This window comes from Micromonospora sp. WMMD708 (assembly GCF_049315245.1).
Classification (GTDB): Bacteria; Actinomycetota; Actinomycetes; order Mycobacteriales; family Micromonosporaceae; genus Micromonospora; species Micromonospora wenchangensis.
In genome coordinates this window covers 6,339,771-6,356,733 of record NZ_CP186060.1, presented here as the reverse complement: position 1 = coordinate 6,356,733, position 16,963 = coordinate 6,339,771, and the positions used below count along the sequence as shown (strand labels likewise).

General features: G+C 72.8%; 14 protein-coding genes. 5 read left to right on the top strand and 9 right to left on the bottom strand.

Translation table 11 applies throughout. The features are described from left to right. Position 1: 1 nt before the first annotated feature. The gene (locus ACN260_RS28075; protein ID WP_422753807.1) at positions 2–688 is read right to left on the bottom strand and encodes a DUF7019 family protein; all 687 of its coding nucleotides are present in this window, start codon (positions 686–688) and stop codon (positions 2–4) included. Between the two features lie 94 nt (positions 689–782). On the opposite strand from ACN260_RS28075, the gene ACN260_RS28070 reads away from it, so the two are divergent. Further along, on the top strand, positions 783–4,358 hold the full coding sequence (locus ACN260_RS28070) for a protein kinase domain-containing protein (protein WP_422753806.1): 3,576 nt from the start codon (positions 783–785) through the stop codon (positions 4,356–4,358). On the opposite strand, the gene ACN260_RS28065 is transcribed toward ACN260_RS28070, so the two are convergent. After that, positions 4,348–5,076 carry a hypothetical protein gene (locus ACN260_RS28065; RefSeq protein ID WP_422753805.1) on the bottom strand — a complete coding sequence of 243 codons (729 nt, stop codon included), beginning with the start codon at positions 5,074–5,076 and terminating at the stop codon, positions 4,348–4,350. The two genes, ACN260_RS28070 and ACN260_RS28065, sit on opposite strands and share 11 nt — an antisense overlap. A gap of 305 nt (positions 5,077–5,381) precedes the next feature. Between ACN260_RS28065 and ACN260_RS28060 the strand changes: the two genes are divergently transcribed. Further along, entirely contained in the window at positions 5,382–6,521 is a 1,140-nt protein-coding gene (locus ACN260_RS28060) for a tryptophan dimethylallyltransferase family protein (protein ID WP_422753804.1), read from the top strand. Positions 6,522–6,542: 21 nt separating this feature from the next. Then, positions 6,543–7,952, top strand: a complete 1,410-nt coding sequence (locus tag ACN260_RS28055) for a tryptophanase (protein ID WP_422753803.1) — start codon at positions 6,543–6,545, stop codon at positions 7,950–7,952. A gap of 63 nt (positions 7,953–8,015) precedes the next feature. Here the strand turns inward: ACN260_RS28055 and ACN260_RS28050 are convergent, their stop codons facing one another. From ACN260_RS28050 to ACN260_RS28035, 4 genes are read right to left on the bottom strand one after another with little or no spacing between them, the layout of a single operon-like run. Beyond that, entirely contained in the window at positions 8,016–8,576 is a 561-nt protein-coding gene (locus ACN260_RS28050; RefSeq protein WP_422756852.1) for a GTP-binding protein, read from the bottom strand. Positions 8,577–8,587: 11 nt separating this feature from the next. After that, on the bottom strand, positions 8,588–8,953 hold the full coding sequence (locus tag ACN260_RS28045; protein WP_422753802.1) for a DUF742 domain-containing protein: 366 nt from the start codon (positions 8,951–8,953) through the stop codon (positions 8,588–8,590). Continuing rightward, a complete protein-coding gene (locus ACN260_RS28040; RefSeq protein WP_204925689.1) occupies positions 8,950–9,381 on the bottom strand; it encodes a roadblock/LC7 domain-containing protein in 432 nt (143 codons plus the stop codon). The genes ACN260_RS28045 and ACN260_RS28040 overlap by 4 nt, the downstream gene beginning before the upstream one ends. Continuing rightward, positions 9,378–11,786, bottom strand: coding sequence for a nitrate- and nitrite sensing domain-containing protein (locus ACN260_RS28035; RefSeq protein ID WP_422753801.1), 2,409 nt, complete (start codon positions 11,784–11,786; stop codon positions 9,378–9,380). Before ACN260_RS28035 ends, ACN260_RS28040 begins: the two co-directional genes overlap by 4 nt. A 504-nt stretch (positions 11,787–12,290) precedes the next feature. Here ACN260_RS28035 and ACN260_RS28030 point away from each other — a divergent pair. Together ACN260_RS28030 and ACN260_RS28025 are read left to right on the top strand one after the other, a co-directional pair. After that, positions 12,291–12,998, top strand: coding sequence for a hypothetical protein (locus ACN260_RS28030; RefSeq protein WP_422753800.1), 708 nt, complete (start codon positions 12,291–12,293; stop codon positions 12,996–12,998). A gap of 55 nt (positions 12,999–13,053) precedes the next feature. Continuing rightward, on the top strand, positions 13,054–14,136 hold the full coding sequence (locus ACN260_RS28025; RefSeq protein WP_422753799.1) for an NAD-dependent epimerase/dehydratase family protein: 1,083 nt from the start codon (positions 13,054–13,056) through the stop codon (positions 14,134–14,136). A gap of 24 nt (positions 14,137–14,160) precedes the next feature. Here ACN260_RS28025 and ACN260_RS28020 read toward each other — a convergent pair whose 3' ends face one another. The 3 genes from ACN260_RS28020 to ACN260_RS28010 form a co-directional block, all read right to left on the bottom strand. Further along, entirely contained in the window at positions 14,161–14,910 is a 750-nt protein-coding gene (locus tag ACN260_RS28020; RefSeq protein WP_422753798.1) for a ZIP family metal transporter, read from the bottom strand. Positions 14,911–14,977: 67 nt separating this feature from the next. Continuing rightward, the gene (locus ACN260_RS28015; protein WP_422753797.1) at positions 14,978–16,186 is read right to left on the bottom strand and encodes a GNAT family N-acetyltransferase; all 1,209 of its coding nucleotides are present in this window, start codon (positions 16,184–16,186) and stop codon (positions 14,978–14,980) included. 50 nt (positions 16,187–16,236) lie between these two features. Next, entirely contained in the window at positions 16,237–16,956 is a 720-nt protein-coding gene (locus ACN260_RS28010) for a PP2C family protein-serine/threonine phosphatase (protein WP_422753796.1), read from the bottom strand. Positions 16,957–16,963: the final 7 nt, after the last annotated feature.

Sequence of the window (16,963 nt, the reverse complement as noted above, 5' to 3'; positions counted from 1 at the left end):
GTCAGTCGACCAGCGCCACGTACAACGGGCTGCCCAGCAGCACGGTCATGCCGGGCCGCCCGTCGAGTTCCGGGTACGGGCTGGGCCCGTGGAGCAGCCGCTTGGCGATGAACTCGACGTTCTGCGTGGGCCCACGCAGGCGGGTGCCGGCCTGGTGCACCGAGGCCAGCGCCGCCACCTCGGCCGCGTCCGGGTCATCCACCCCGGCGGGTGGGGGGCCTGCCACCGGCTCGGCCTCCTCGTCGACGAGCCCGGCGAGCAGCGCCGGCATCGTGGACGAACCCACGAGCCCGCGTACGGTGGACTCGGCCGCCGGGGCCGCGCCGATGAGGTGGAACGGTGACCCGCCGAGGCCGACGATGGTGTCGTCGGTGCGGCCACCGAAGTAGACGAGTGACAGCTCGCCCGTGGTCGGGACGATGCCCCACCGCATCGGCAGCAACCCCCGGAAGAACTGCCCCGGCTCGTCCACGGAACCGACGTCGGCGTGCTCGTCCAGGTAGCGGGTGACCCGTTCCAGGCGGGCCAACCGGTCGGTGCCGGGGTTCTCGACGCTGCGCTTCACCCCGACGACGGTGAGGTTCACGCTGAACTCGGCGGCCCGCCTGCGCTGGTGACCCGGGTCGATCTGGGACAGCAGCATGTCCACCTTGGCGTCGCTGACGTAGAGGTAGTAACGAAAACTCACGGTCACTCCCTGACGACGCGGCCCGACCCCCGAGGTTACCGTCCGCGACCAACCGATGGTTGTCCCGCGTGCCGGGGGGTGCCAGGCTCGAACCATGCCGTGGCGTCCCGGGGACCGGATTCTGGATCTCTACGAAGTGCTCGACGCGCCCCTCGCCGGTGGCATGGGTCTGGTCTACCGGGTGCGGCACCCCGGCTGGGACACCGAACTCGCCGTCAAGGTGCCGCGCCCCGAGCAACTGTCCACCGAGGCGCGGCGGGCCCGCTTCGAATCCGAGGCGGGCACCTGGGTCGGGCTGGGCCTGCACCCCCACGTGGTCAGCTGCGCGTACGTGCGCCGGGTCGACGGGCTGCCCTGCGTGTTCGCCGAGTGGGTCACCGGCGGGTCACTGGACCACCTGGTCCGCAGCGGGCGGCTGCACGAGGGACCGGACGGCCCCGACGGCGGGTTCCTGGCCCGGGCGCTCGACCTCGCGGTGCAGTCGGCGTGGGGCATCGACCACGCCCACCGGCAGGGCCTCGTCCACCAGGACGTCAAGCCCGCGAACATCATGGTCGGGCTCGACGGCGACTGGACCGCGAAGGTCACCGACTTCGGGCTGGCCGGGGCCCGCGCCGCAGTCGACGGGGCCGACGGCACCGGGACGGACGCCAGCCTGGCCGCGAGTTTCGGTGGCATGACCCCCGCCTACTGCTCGCCCGAGCAGGCCGAGGCGGCGGCCGGCGCACGGGTCACCCTCACCCGGGCCACCGACGTCTGGTCGTGGGCGCTGTGCGTGTGGGAGATGTTCGCCGGTCGCCGCCCCTGCCGCTACGGTCAGGCGGCGGGAGAGGCCTTCGCCGGATACCTGGCGACGGGGGAGACCGGCCCGGGGGCGCAGCCGATGCCGCCGGGGATCGTCGACCTGCTCCGGCGGTGCTTCGACGTCGACCCGTCGACCCGCCCGCACAGCCTCGCCGACCTGGCCACCGAGGTCACCGGGACGTACGCCGACGTCCTCGGCGTCCGCTATCCACGGGTGCCGCCGTCGGCGGCGGGCCTGCTCGCCGGCAGCCTGTCCAACCAGGCGCTCTCACTGCTCGACCTCGACCGGCCGGCGGAGTCGGAACACCTGTGGCGCTCCGCCGTCGACCTCGACCCGCACCATCCCGGCGCGGTCTACAACTGGGCGCTGTACCGGTGGCGGCAGGGCCGGATCACCGACGAACAGGTGTTGGCGGAGCTGCTGGCGGCGCGGGAGATCGCCGGGGAGAACTGGCGGGCCGACCACCTGCTGGGGTTCGTCCACGCCGAACGGGGGGACGGCGAGGCGGCCCGGCCGCTGCTGGCCGCCGCGCCCGCCGGCCCCGAGGTCACCGAGGTGACCGCCGCCCTGGCCCGGCGCGGGACGCAGCCCGGGTCGCAGCGGCTGCCCGGCCACCGCGGCCGGGTGACCGCCGTCGCCGTCGACGGGAACGGCCGGGTGGCGGTCACCGGCGGCGTGGACGGCGTCCTCCGGACGTGGTCGCTGACCGGGCCGCCGGTGGGCACCGAACTCGGTGCGGGCGCAGCCGGTGCCGAGGTCACGGCCCTGACGGTCGACCGGGACGGCCGGGCCGCGCTCGCCGCCCGCAAGGGGGGCGGGGTCGAGTGCTGGGACCTGGCGCGGGGCGGATGCGTCCGGGTGCCTTCCCACCGGGGGGCGGCGGTGACCGCACTGGCACTCACCGCCTCGGGCACGGCCGCCATCGGGTACGACGACGGCCGGATCGAGATACGGGACACGGTGGACGGGCGGCTGCGCCGAACCCTGGAACATCCGCCGGACACCTACCAGCGGCTGGACCCGGCGACGGGCCGGATCCTGCCGGAGATCCACGAGAAGCCCGCCGAGGTCACCGTGCTGGGTCTGAGCGAGGACGGCGCGGTGGCGGTGTCGGCGGCACCCGGGGACGGCAGTGTGGTGGTCTGGGAGGTCGACACCGGGCGTTGGCTGCACCGCCTGGTCAAGTCCGCCGACATGCGGATGACCGGCGTCGACCAGGTGGCGTTGGGCGGGTCCGGCAGGTACGCCCTGCTGATCGGGCACCAGACCCGGGTGGCGCACCTGTGGGAGACGAGGCCCAACCGGGTGCGGGGGCCGGTGCCGAACAACGTGAACCGGCACTCGGCGATCGTGCTCAGCGGGGACGGCGAACGGGCGGTCTCCATCGGGTACGGCAGCGCCGACCAGCCGCTACGGGTCTGGGAGACGGCTTCCGGCCGCTGCCTGCGTACCGTCGCCACGCGTACCGACGGGCTGCGTCCGGAGTTCGCCGGTCTCCTCTCGCTCAGCTGCGTGGCGATCAGCGGCGACGGCGCGCTGGTCGTGGCCGGGGACGAGTACGGGGGGCTGCAGCTCCACCGGCTGGCCCGTCCCGACCTGCGTGCCCCCTGGAACTACGAGCGGCCGCTGGCGGCGCGGGCGGTGCTGGCGGCCGAGGCACAGGTCCGGCAACGGATCGTCCGTGCGGAGGCGCTCGACCGGGAGGGCCGGACGGCCGACGCCGCCGGGGAACTGCGGGCCGCCCGCGACCTGGTCGGGTTCGAGCGTCACCCGGAGCTGCGGGACCTGTGGGAACGGTTGGGGCGGACGGCGGGCCGGCGGACCGCGCCACTGGGCATCTGGCAGCGCTACGAGCTGCGCGGCGGCGAATTCACCTTCGTGGCCGGGCTGGCGCCGGCGCTCAGCGTCGACGGCGAGCTGGCGGTGACCGGCGGTGCCGACGGCCTGATCCGGGTGTGGGAGCTGCCGACCGGCCGGCAACGGCACACCTTCCCGGAGCGGACGGGCAAGGCGCACACCCTCGTGCTGTCCACCGATGCCCGGCTCGCGGTCAGCGCGGACTGGGCCGGGACCGCCCACCTGTGGGACCTGACGGCCGGCCGGCGGCAGGCGGAACTGCACGGCGACCACGGCGCGGTGCGGGCGGTCGACCTGGACGGCGCGGGCCGGTACGCGATCGTCGGTGACGCCGACGGGAACCTGTGCCTGTGGAGCCTGTACCGGTTCCACCTGAGCCGCACGATGGTGGCGCACCGGGGGCCGGTGGTGTCGGTCCGACTCAGCGACGACGGTCGGTACGCCGCATCGGTCGGCGCGGAGGACCGGACGTGCCGGCTGTGGCGTACGGGCACCGGCAGCCCGGTGCTCACGGTCCCCGTCGGGTTCGGGCGGGCAACGCTGCGGTTCACTCCGGACGGACGGCAACTCCTGGTCAACTCGGCGGGTGAGCTGACCGCGTGGGACGTGCACACCGGCCGGCGGCGGTACGCCCTGCCGAGCCGGGACGACACGATGGCGTTGAGCCGGGACGGACGGGTCGGGCTCGTCCCCGCGCACGACGGGTCGTACCGGCGGGTGGTGTCGGTGTGGGAGACGTCGACCGGGCGGGTGCTGTGCGAACTGGCCTCCGAGGCGAAGGTGTGCGACGTGAGCCCGGACGGGCGACACGCGGTGACCGCCGACGCGGACCGTACGCTGCGCATCTGGGACGTGCGGACGGGACGACGCGTGCACACGTGCGACGGTCATCCGGAGCCGGTGACGTCCGTGGCGTTCACGGCGGACGGCCGGAGCCTGGTGTCGATGGACCTCCGACCGGCGATCCGGCGGTGGGAGCTGGACTGGGACTACGACTTCACGGGCTGACCCGCAACCGGGCCGAGCCGAGCCGGGTGCTGAGCCCGGTGCTGAGCCAGCGGCCTGTCGCGGGCTCCATCGGCTGGTCGTCGTACGCCGCCGCGCGCAACGCGTCGTCGTGGGCGGCCCGCTGCTTGCGGGAGAACCGGCTGCGGTCGACCGCGAGGTCGGCCACGACCGGCGGGACGAGATACCGGAACTCCGCCGGCAGCCCGGCGGTGTTGCGTTCGTAGTGGGGATCGTCGGGGTAGCTCAGCGTCAGGGTGATCGGTGGCTCGCCGCGCAGCCGACCGCCCAGGGCGCGCAGGGAACCGGCCAGGAACTCCAGGGCGATGTTCACGTCACCCGACAACGTGATGTTGTTGGACTCCGGCTGGTATCCGGGTGGGGCGTCCTCGGGCACCACGAACCGCACGGTGACCCGCTTGGCGGGCAGCTCCAGCAGCAGGCGGGGCCAGGGTCCGCCGCCCTCGACGGTGACGTCGACCGGCTGGGGATCGACGGACAGCTTCAGGCTGAGCCAGTCGATCATCTCCAGGGCTTCGGGGGGCAGGTCGTCCGGCCGGTACGGGCCCCGGCTACGGGTCCGCAGCGCATTCGCGGGCATGGCGGCCAGCACGTACGCCCCGGTGCTGTCGATCTCCAGGGCGAGCGGGTGGATCGCCAGGTTCCTCATGACGCGGACGACCGCGTCGATCAGCACTGATGGTGCCGCCGCGGTGGCCATCGCCCACCCTTCCGTTCGGTGTGTGACCGGTTTCGTACCGTGACGGCCAGTGTCGCACATGGATGTGTGGGGCGTTGTCACCCGACCCGGCGGCGGCGACCGGGGTGGGACGCGGGAAAACGAAGACCCCCGGCGTTCATCAACTCCGTGTGACGTATCCTGTACGCAACTCTGGGTGATTGTCAGAGGTGATTTGCCGGTCTCGCTCCCGTTATGTCATTGCAAGTTGTGATCAATCTTGACCTTGTCGTGAAATGCTTCCTAAGGTCTCTTTTGATCGGCAGCCTGATCGGGAGAGGGAATTGATGGACGAGGTGTCCCTTTCCGATCGTCTGGGCGACCAGCTGAGGCGTTTGTGCGAGGCCGGCGGAATCGCTGCGGCAGAACCGGTGGAACTGCTGGAAGACCTACTCGGACCAGCCGGTGCACAGCCGTTGTCGGCTCCACCACAGTGGCCGTCCGACGTCGCCGACGACCACACCCCGGTGGAGTTCTCCATCGCCTTCAGCGCCACCGAACCGCCGACCGTGCGCATTCTCGGCGAGACCCTGGGCGCACCACCCGGCCGGTCGGCCAACATGGTCGCCACCCGACGGTTCCTCGACCGGCAGGCGCACCGTGCCGGCCTGTCCACGTCCCGGCTGGATTCGGTCCGTGACCTGTTCACCACCGACGACCCGCAGGGCGCCTTCGCGCTCTGGTGCTCACTGGTGTTCCGCAACGGCCGGCGGCCCGAGTTCAAGGTCTACCTCAACCCGGAGCTGCGGGGGGTCGACCGGGCACCCGGCCTGATCTCCGAGGCGCTGCGCCGACTCGGGCTCGGCAGGTCCCACCGGGCGATGCTCGACCACGGCATCCGGCCGGGCGAACTGGGCCGCCGGGACCGGCTGACGTTCTTCGCCCTCGACCTGCACGACGACGCCCAGGCCCGGGTCAAGCTCTACCTGACCCACCACGACGCCGAGGTGCGTGACGTCGTCCGGGCCGCCGGGATCGTCCACGACGTGGACGCGACCCGGCTCGCCGAGTTCGTCGAGTTGGCCGGTGGCGGCCGGACCCGGTTCGCCGGTCTTCCCCTGGTGGGCAGCTACACCCTGGTCGAGGGAATCGACCGGCCGGTCGGCTACAGCCTCTACGTGCCGATCCGCGGCTACGTCGACGACGACGAGGAGGCGTACGACCGGGTGGTGACCGTGCTGGACCGCTACGGCTTCGGTCACGCCGTGCTGGACCGGGCACTCGCCGCGGTGGCCCGACGGCCGCTGCGCGACGGGGTCGGGTTGATCCCGCACCTGTCGTTGCGGCTGGGCGCGCCCCGGCCGGGAGTGACCGTCTACCTGTCCGCCGAGGCGTACCGGGTGACCCCACCGGTACGCCGCCCGTTGGCCGTCGACGGCACGGCGCTGGCCACCCCGACCGGCCGGGCCGGCGCGGGACACCCCTGACTGTCCACCGAGGAGCGAACAGTGCCCGTCGACGCCTACGCGATGCTGCCCCCGTACCGGATCAAGGTGGTCGAACCGATCCCCTTCCTCGACCCGCAGCAGCGGCGGCAGGCCCTCGCGGACGCCGGATACAACCCGTTCGAGCTGCGCGCCGACCAGATCACCATCGACCTGCTGTCGGACTCCGGCACCGGGGCCACCTCGGCCGCGCAGGAGGCCGCCGCCGCGCTCGGCGACGAGTCCTACGCGGGCGCGCGCTCCTGGTTCCGGTTCCGCGACGAGGTACGCGACCTCACCGGCTATCCGCACCTGCTCCCCGTGCACCAGGGGCGGGCCGGCGAACGCGTGCTCTTCACCAGCCTGCTTGAACCGGGCCAGCTCTGCCTCAGCAACACCCACTTCGACACCACCCGGGCCAACGTCACGTTGGCCGGCGCGGAGGCCCGGGACCTGCCCTGCCCGGCCGCGTTCGACCTCGACAGCGCGGACCCGTTCAAGGGCGACATCGACCTCGACGCGTTGGCCGCCACGCTCACCGGGCCGGAACGCGACCGGGTCGGGCTGGTCCTCGTCACGATCACCAACAACGGCCTCGGCGGGCAGCCGGTGTCGATGGCCAACCTCACCGCCGTCCGCGACCTGTGCCGCGCGCACGGGGTGCCGTTCTTCCTGGACGCGGCACGGTTCGCCGAGAACGCCTGGCTGGTCGGGCAGCGCGAGCCAGGCTACCGGGACTGGACACCCCGGCAGATCGCCAGCCACGCCTTCGGGCTCGCCGACGGCTGCGTGGTGAGCCTCAAGAAGGACGGCCTGTCGGCCATCGGCGGGCTCATCGGATTGCGCGACGACGACCTGTTCGCCAGGTGCGAGGCCAACCTGATCGCCACCGAGGGGTTCTCCACCTACGGCGGGCTGGCCGGCCACGACCTCGAACGGCTCGCCCAGGGGCTGCGCGAGGTGGTCGACCCCGCGTACCTGCGGGCGCGGGCCGCCTCCACCGCCCGGCTGGCCCGGCTGGTCAACGAGGCCGGGGTGGACACCGTGCAACCCGCCGGCATCCACGCCCTCTACCTCAACGCCGGCCGGTTGCTGCCCCACCTGTCCCCGGCGGAGTTCCCCGGGCACGCCCTCGGCTGCCAGCTCTACCTCGACGGCGGCATCCGCTGTGCCGAGCTGGGCTCGCTCTACCTCGGCGGGATGGACGACCGGCACCGGTTGGTCACCCCGGCCCCCTTCGAACTGGTGCGCCTGGCCATCCCGCGCCGCGTCTACACCGACACCCATTTCGAGTACGTGGCCGCCGTGCTCGCCGACATCGCCAAGGAACCCGGTCGGGTCCCCGGCTACCGGGTGGTCTCGTCACCGCCCCTGCTCCGCCACTTCAAGGTGCGGTTGGCGCAGCTTCCGACGGCGGGCGGCGGCACCGACTGAACCCGGTACGCCCGGCTCCGGTCAGCGCGGCCGGAGCCGGTGGGACGGGACCCGCCGGGTCGCTCAGGCGGTGGTGGGCAGCCGGGACAGGGCGTGCCGCACCAACGCGATCAGCGCCTGCTTGCTGGAGGCCCGGTCCCGGGCGTCGCACCACAGCAGCGGCACGGTCTCGTCCAGTTCCAGTGCGGCGCGGATCTCCGCCTCGGTGTAGGGGCACTCACCGAAGAACCGGTTGACGGCGGCGACGAACGGGATGCCCCGCCGTTCGAAGTAGTCGACGGCCGGGAAACTGGTGCCGAGCCGGCGGGTGTCGACCAGCACGATCGCCCCCACCGCCCCCTGGGCCAACTCGTCCCAGATGAACCAGAACCGGTCCTGACCCGGGGTGCCGAACAGGTAGAGCACCACGTCGTTGCTGATGGTGATCCGCCCGAAGTCCAGGGCGACGGTCGTGCTGGACTTGTCCTCCACGCCGGTGAGGTCGTCCACGCCGACGCTGGCCTGGGTCAGGACCTCCTCGGTGACCAGTGGCGGGATCTCGCTGACCGAGCCGACCAGGGTGGTCTTGCCGGTGCCGAAGCCGCCCGCCACGACGACCTTCACCGATTTCCGATCCACGCGTATCAGTCCCTCTTCTATATCCGCTGCAGGCCGGCGAGAACCGTTTCCAGCAGCCACCGGTCGGCGATCTTCTCCTGCGCCGGTGAGCCGATGTCCAGAAACCCCTGCTCGTGGAGCACGTCGACCATCACCTTGGTGATGGCGAGCGGCCGGTGCAGGTAGGCGCCGATCTCGGCGATGGAGATCCACCCCGTGCACTGGTGCAGGATCTCCCGGTACTCCAGTTCCAGCCGACTCTGGTCGGCCGGCAGGGCGATGACCTGGGTGGCCAGGTCGAGGCTGGTGTTGCGGGGGCTCGTCCGCCCGTTGACGAGGATGTACAACGGCACCAGCCGGCCGGCCTCCGCCTCGTCGTCGCCGTCCCACATGTCGTGACTCATGGTTTCGACCCGGGTCGGTCGGTGAGTAGCGGACCGTCGAGGCGGGCCTCGGAGCCGAGATAGTCACCGATGCGGGTCACCAGGCGGCTCATCTCGTACGCGACGGTGCCCATGTCGACGGACTGTTCACAGAGCACCGCCAGCCGCGCGTTCTGGCCGGCGGCGGCGACGAACAGGGTCCGTCCCTCGTACTCGATGATGACCTGTTGGACCGGGCCGCTGTCGAACCGGCGGCCCATCCCCGCGGCGATGCTGTGCAGGGAAGACGCGCCGGCGGCCAACAGTTCCCCGGCGTCCTGCGGGAGCGACGTGGACTTCTGCACGATCAGCCCGTCGGTGGACAGGACGACCGCGTAGACCACGTCAGGGACCTCCACCAGATCGTCGAGGATCCAGGTCAGATCGTTCTGCGATGCCGAGTGGGTCATACGTTCCTGCCTTGGTCGTCTCTGCTGGCGGAGTCCCCGTTTTTCGCCGCCCGGCCGGCGGCCCAGGCCTTCTGGTATCTGCTGAACCGGTCCCGGGCCTCCTCGGGTGACCGGGCGGGAGCCGGCGCGGCGTCGGGCTTCTGCGCGGGCAGGCCCTCGTCGCGCAACTCGGGGGCGAGGTGCTGTTGCGGCCGGCGGTGCGGCAGCGGCGGCCGGTCGGCGACCTGCGGGCCGGACGAACCGCTGCGGGCCGGGCCGCGCTGCGCCGGAACTTCGGTCATGATGCCCCCGCTGCGGTCGGAGTGTCGCTCCCCGGTGGGATCGGCCGGCGTCCGCCCGGCCCCGCCCGGTGCGGTGGTCGCCACGGCGGTGGGTCGGGCCCCGGCGGCCGGGTGCAGCTCCCGCCGGCCGCCGCCGACCGGCAGCACCGCGCCGACACCGGGCCGCGACATCGCCGTGGCGACGGTGCCGAGCGGCAGGACGCCCGGGTCGGTACGGTCCAGTTCGGTGGCGTACGACTCGGTGACGATCACCCGGTCGGGCAGCAGCACGATCGCCAGCAGGCCGCCGTACGCCGACGCCCGCAGGCTCACCTGGACGCCGTCGCGCTTGGCCAGCTCCGCCACCACGTGCAGGCCGACCTGCGCGCCGTCCTTCAGCGCCGTCACGTCCGGGGTCGGCGCGTTGGCGAGCAGGTCGTTCGCCCGCTCCAACGCGTCCGCCCGCATGCCCACGCCGGCGTCCTCGATCTCCACCGCGATGCCGCGCTTGACCTCGATACAGGTCACCCAGACCGTGGTCTCGGGCGGCGAGAACGCCAGCGCGTTGTCCAGCAGCTCGGCGATCAGGTGGACGGTACCGGCCACCGCCGGCCCGGCGACCGCCACGTCCGGCGCGCTGCGCAGGGTGATGCGCTGGTACTGCTGGGCCTCCGCGAAGGCCGCCAGCAGCACCCGGCGCACCGGCACCGGGTTCTGGAAGCGGCGGCCGATCTGACCGCCGGCCAGGATGACGAGGTTCTCCAGGAACCGGCGGGTCTGGGTGAGCTGGTGGTTGATGTCGAACAGTTCGGCCAGCAGCTTCTCGTCGCCGATCCGGTTCTGGAGGTCCTCGATGACCTTAAGGCCGCGTTGCAGGGGGCGCTGCGGACGGCGGGCCACACCCATCAGCATCGCGATACCCGCCGCCCGGGTCTTCGCCTCGTCGACCGCCGCCCCCGCCGCCGCCTGCAACGACCGGTTGATCACCTCGGCCACCCGGCCGATCTCGTCGCTGCCGTAGTCCGGCAGCGGCAGCTCGGAGGCGAGGTCGACCTTCTCCCGTCGGCGTAGCCGGTCCATCATCGCCGGCAGCTGCTTGTCGACCACCGCCTCGGCGTCCCGGCCGAGCTGGGCGAGGCGTACCGACAATGCCCGGTCCACCAGGATCTGCGACTGCCGGATCGCCCAGATGATCGCGGCGATGACGACGAGCAGCGCGACCAGACTGCCCAGGGAGGCGGTGAACAGCTGGGTGTTGCCGGTGCGCAGGGTCCGCGCCGAGACCGTGTCGGCCTGCACCACGGTCAGGCTGATCAGATCGTCGGACACCTGCCGGGTGAGGGCTTCCCACCGGGCCCGGTTGAACGACAGGGCACGCGGTGTGCCGGAACGCCACGGCCCATTGCTGACCAGGGCGTTTTCCGCCACGACGAGTTCTTTCCAGGAGTCGCTCGCGGTGATCGCGGCAAAGCGTTCCCGGGCTTGAGGTTCGAGGTGCGGAGCCACGTTGGTGAGGCCGGCATGATAGGCCCCGACCAGGTTGGTGAAGTCGAGATGGTCCTGCGGGCTGAGGGTACGGGCACCGAAAGCGCCGTCAATGGTGGAACCGGCCCGGGACATCAGGTCACTGGCGCGGAAGGCCTCGGTCGCCGCGATACCGCCCTGGGCTGCGGCGGCGTCGGGGACGATTCTCGCCTGGGTGTCGAAGAGGTCGGTCGCGGCGTCGAGCAGACGGTTGTAGAAATCGTAGACACCCGTCCCGTTGGCCGACCGGGAATCGATGGTGCTCCGCACGCTCGCCAATTCGTCGAGCAGGCCGGCGAGCGTCTCCCACCGGGTCACGATCGAGTCCGGGGCGTTTCCCAGCGCGGCGTCGGCGGCGGGGCGCAGGGCGGCCACCCGCTGGTCGGTCTGCTGCCGCTGCTCGATGAGCCGGCTGAGATCCCGGGACGGCTGGGTGAGGTAACTGACACTCAGCCGCCGTTCCTGCTGGATCGAGGACAACGCGGAGACCGCCGGGATCGACACCTGCCGGACGCTGTTGGCGACCTGGCGGTTGTAGAAGCCCTGGAAGATGAGATAACCGGAGGCGACGAGCCAGACCACCAGGGCGACGACGCTGGGAATGAGCACCAGCCTGATCACGCGTCGTTTGATCGACTGCGGTCGACCGGCACGGCGACCCGGTGTCGTCGGTGCGGCCTGGTCGTCTGAGGCGCGGCGCGGTTCTTCGCGGTCGGCCTGTTTGTGCACCAAAGTCGTCGTATCCAATCCTGGTCAAGCCACAGACAGCGGCGGTCCTACGCCACTGGTCGACGCCGATGTGTGCCAACCCTACCGTCTATCCGGGCCCGCACCCGCCCTCGATTCGACGACAGTGGACGGTCGTGCCGTTCTTACTGGTCAGCCATTTGGCAGGGGTCACGGTCGATGGAAGAACCCGGCATTGACGTGACCCGGGTCACTGTGGATGCCGCCGGAGCCGGCCCGGGGCGCGGTGGCGCAGATAGATTCCGGTTCCCCCGGGTACGGGGAAACCGCCGGGGGGTCACCGGCGTCACGTTCGATGCTGTGGCGCGTCCATCATCCGGATGGAGCGCAGTGGACACTCCGCGCACCCGCGCGGGGTCGCCGGTGGAGGAGCAGGGGATGTCGAAGCTGAAGTGGGTCACCGGGGTCGCGGTGCTGGCGTGCTCCGGGGCGCTGGTGGCCTGCGGGGACGGCGGCACGCCGGCCGCCGACGGGTCGGCCACGGCCACGCCGTCGGGGTCGGTGACGCCCTCCGACGCGGTGACGCCCACCGCCACGACGGCACCCGACCCGACCGCGCCCCCGGCGTCGACGTCGGCGAGCCCGTCCCGGCCCGCCGGGAAGCCGTCGGCCACGGCCGGTGCCGGCGGGGTGCTGTCCGGCAGGCGGGAGGTCACCATCGTCCGGGTGCAGGCCGCCGAGTCCGGGGTGGCCCTCGACGGCGGCGCGCTCGTCGAGGTCGACGACGACAGCGGACGCCAACTGTTCGTCCCGACGCCGGCCGGCGGCGGCAAGTACCTGATCAAGGCGTACGGCCGGCGCGACGGCCACCCCGCCAACGACGACCCGGCCTGCTGGCAGGTGCTCAACCCCGGCAACGGCAAGCCGCTCACCGTCGAGGGGACGGCCTGCGACAAGAGTCGACCCACGCAGCTGTTCAGCATCGTCAGCAAGGGCAAGGGCGCGTACGCGATCAGCAACGACTCGGCGTTCCTCCAGTTCTCGCCCAGCCGGGGCCTGATCCTCGAAGAGTTGGGCGACGCGCCGCTGCGCAGCACGTTCCGGCTGGTCGACAACGGTCCGGCCCGTACCCCGGCCGGCGGCTGACCCACGATCCGCCCCGGCGGGGTTGGCGCACGGCCCAGCGGGTACCGGACCCGGCATGCGGATCGTGATCGTGGGGGCCACCGGCAACGTGGGCACGGCGGTGCTGCGCCGGCTGGGTCGGGAACCGGGACTCGACCTGGTCGGCGTCGCCCGCCGGCTGCCCGGCCCCGACGCCGGCGCGCCCTACGCCGGGGTGCGGTGGCACTCCTGCGACATCGGCGCGCCCGGCGCGGTCGACCAGCTCACCGCGATCTTCACGCGGGCCGACGCGGTGGTGCATCTGGCCTGGCAGATCCAGCCCAGCCACGACCAGCGCACCCTGCACCGGACCAACGTCGGCGGCAGTCGCGCGGTGACCGAAGCCACCGTCCGGGCCGGGGTGCCCGCCCTGGTGTACGCCTCGTCGGTCGGCACCTACGCGCCCGGCCCGAAGGACCACCCGGTCAGTGAGCGGTGGCCGGCGACCGGGGTACCCGGCTCCTCGTACAGCCGGGACAAGGCCGAGGTGGAGGCGATGCTGGACACCGTCGAGGCCGCCCACCCGCAGCTCCGGGTGGTCCGGCTGCGCCCCGGCCTGATCTTCCAACGGGACGCCGGCACCGAGATCACCAGGTACTTCCTCGGGCCGCTGGCCCCGGTACGGTTGCTGCGGTACGGACGGATCCCGCTCGTACCGGCCAACCGGCGGCTGCGGGTGCAGGCGGTGCACGCCGACGACGTCGCCGACGCGTACGCCCGGGCGGTCCTCGGCGAGGCGCGCGGCGCGTTCAACGTCGCTGCGGACCCGGTGCTGACCCCGGAGCTGGTGGCCCGGCACTTCAGGGGCTGGACGGTGCCGGTGGCCGCCCCGGTGCTGCGCGCCGCCGCCGCGCTGACCTGGCGGTGCCGGCTGCAACCCGTGGACGCGGGCTGGGTCGGGCTGGGGCTCGCCGCGCCGCTGATGTCCAGCGAACGGGCCGAGACCGAACTCGGCTGGCGGCCGCAGGTCGACGCGGTGGCCGCGTTGCGGGAACTGTTCGCCGGGATGGCCGACGGCGCGCACACCGCCGGCCCGCCGATGTCCGGCGTCGCCGACCTGCCCGGCCGGGCCGCCGGCCTGCTCCGGGGCCGCGTCCCCGGCCAGGGCGACCCCTACTGACCTGCGCCACCGGCGGCCGAGCCGTCAGGCGTGGGAGAGGGCGAAGGCGGTCAGGAAGCCCAGCACGGTGATCAGGCCGACCAGCAGGTGGGCGTCCTCGAACGCCTCCGGGACCATGGTGTCGGTGATCATCGCGAGGATCGCCCCGGCGGCCAACGCCGTGATGGTGGCCAGCAGCTCCGGCGGCGCACCACCCAGCAGGGTGTTGCCGAGCAGCGCGGCGACCCCGCTGACCAGGGCGATCGCCGTCCAGAGGCCGAAGACGTACCGGCGGGAACGGCCGGCCCGGCGCATGCCGGCGGCGCTCGACAGGCCCTCCGGCACGTTGCTGAGGAAGACCGCGGCCACCGTGACCAGGCTGACCGGGCCGCCGGCCAGCAGGCTCGCGCCGATCACCACCGACTCGGGTACGCCGTCGAGCAGCGCACCCACCGCGATCGCCGAACCCGAACCGGGCTGCTCCCGCTCGGAGGGTTGTTCCGCGCCGGAGCGTTTCCGGTGCCGGGCACCCCGTCGGGCGAGGAGCAGGTTGGCCCCCGTGTACGCCAACGCCCCGCCCGCCGCCCCGATCGCGGTCGGCAGCAGTCCACCCTGCTCGTGCGCCTCGGCGATCAACTCGAACGAGACGGCGGAGAGCAGGACCCCCGCACCGAACGCCATGATCGACGCGACGACCTTGCGGGGCACCGGCAGGAAGAACCCGACGGCCGCCCCGACCAGGAGCGCGGAACCGGCCAGCAGGCCCCACGCCCCGGCTTGCAACCACTGCGGCATTCCGGGGACCGTACCCGCCCCCGCACCGCGTCAACCAGACCCCGGCAGCCCCGCCGGGGCCGGCCGCTCAGAAGTCGGCGAACAGGTAGGGCAGCGCGCGGGGAAACAGCCGACGCAACTCGTCCGCCGCCGCCGGGCCGACCTCGCCCAGCCCCCGGATGTGCACCTCGGCCGGGTCGAGCACCCCGTACGCCAGCGCGGACAACCCGGCGGCGGTGAGCGTCGCGGTCGGCACCGGGCCGCCGCCGGTCACCGCCGTCCGGCCGCCGGGAGCCAACGCCAACCGCCCGTCGACCCCGTCGAGCAGGTGGGTGCCGGCGAGCCACCGGTCGTCGACCAGGTCCACCCGCACCCGGCCCGGCCCGGCGGGCAATCCGGCGAGGGCGTCCACGCTCAGCAGGCGGGCCATCGGCGCCGGCGACCCGGGTCGGGACACCCGGGCCTCGACGTGCACGGCCAGGTCGGTCAGCCACAGCTCGGGCAGCTCGTCGGCGGGCACCCGGAGACTGATCCGTTCCACCTGGTCGACGTGCCGGGCGAGGAACTGCAACAGCAGGGCCCGGGCGTACGGGTCGGCGGCGAGCAGGTCGTCGCCGACCAGTTCGCCACCGTGGTCGTCGATCCGGTAGGTGAGCGCACCGACCACGCTGCCGTCGACGGTCGCGGTGATCAGCCACCTGTCGTCCCGGTCCCGCAGCCCCACGTCCCGGAAGTCGGGGAAGATCGCGAAACCGTGCCGCTCCCGCAGGCACCGTTCGGTGAACGAGCGGTAGTGCGGATAGCCGACGCCGATCCGTTCCCAGCCCACCGTGCCGGGCAGCTCGGCACGCAGCAGCGGGGCCAGGTCGGCCGGGGAGAACCGGACGGTACGCGCCCGGGGCAGCCCCACGTAGCCGAACCGCTCGTAGAAGCTGGCCCGGAACGGGTACAGCGCGGTCACCGGGTGTCCGCCGTCGCGCATCTCGTCGAGGAGCTGGCAGAGCAGGGCGCGGACGTACCCCTGGCGGCGGGCCAGCGGGTGGGTGGCGATCCCGGCGACCCCGGCCATCGGCAGCACCGCGCCGCGCAGGTTCTGCCGCATCGGCACCGCGCTGGCGGTGGCCCGCGCCTCGCCGCCCTCCTCCACCACCAGGGTCCGGTTGCCCTTGTTGTACGGCAGGTAGCGGTGGAACGCGTCGACCCGCTCCCGGCTCGGCGGGGTCGCCTCGAAGGCGTACGCCTGGAGCGGGAAGCTGGTGGTCAGTCGTTCCTCGGCGGCCAGGCGACGGATGAGCATCCGTCCATCCCAACCCGGCCGGCGGTCGGCCGCAACCCGGTTGGCCGGGTTCAGCCCTCGGTCACGTCGGACACCACCACGGTGACGTTGTCCGGCGCGCCGGCCTGGTGGGCCAGCTTCACCAGTTGCTCACCGCAGTGCCGGCGGTCCTGGTAGGTGACGAGCGCCCCGTGGATCGCCTCGTCGGCCACGTAGTCGGAGAGCCCGTCGCTGCACAGCAGCACCCGGTCCCCGGGGAACACGGTCAGCACCCCGATCGCCGGGGGTGCGTCCGCCCCCTGCACCGCCCGGGTGACCAGGGAACGCTGCGGGTGGTGGCGGGCCTGGTCGGGGGAGAGCGCGCCCTGGTCGACAAGAGCCTGGACGAAGGTGTCGTCCCGGGTGAGCTGGGTGAGTTCCCCGTCGCGCAGCAGGTAGCACCGGGAGTCGCCGACCTGGGCGAGGACCAGGGTGTCCCCGGCGAGCAGGGCGGCGGTCAGCGTCGTACCCATGCCCTCGCGGGCCGGGTCGGCGGAGATCGCCGCCCGGATGCGCCGGTTGGCGGTGGAGACCACGGCCCGCAGCGCCTCGGCGGCCTCGTCCGTGCCGGTGGGTGGGACCAGCTCGTCCAGGATGCGGATGACGATCTCGCTGGCCACCTCGCCGGCGGGGAGCCCACCCATGCCGTCCGCCACCGCGACCAGGCGTTCACCGGCGAGGGCCGAGTCCTCGTTGTTGGTGCGGACCAGGCCGACGTCGTTGAGGATGGCCGAGCGGAGGATCAGCGTCATGGGACAA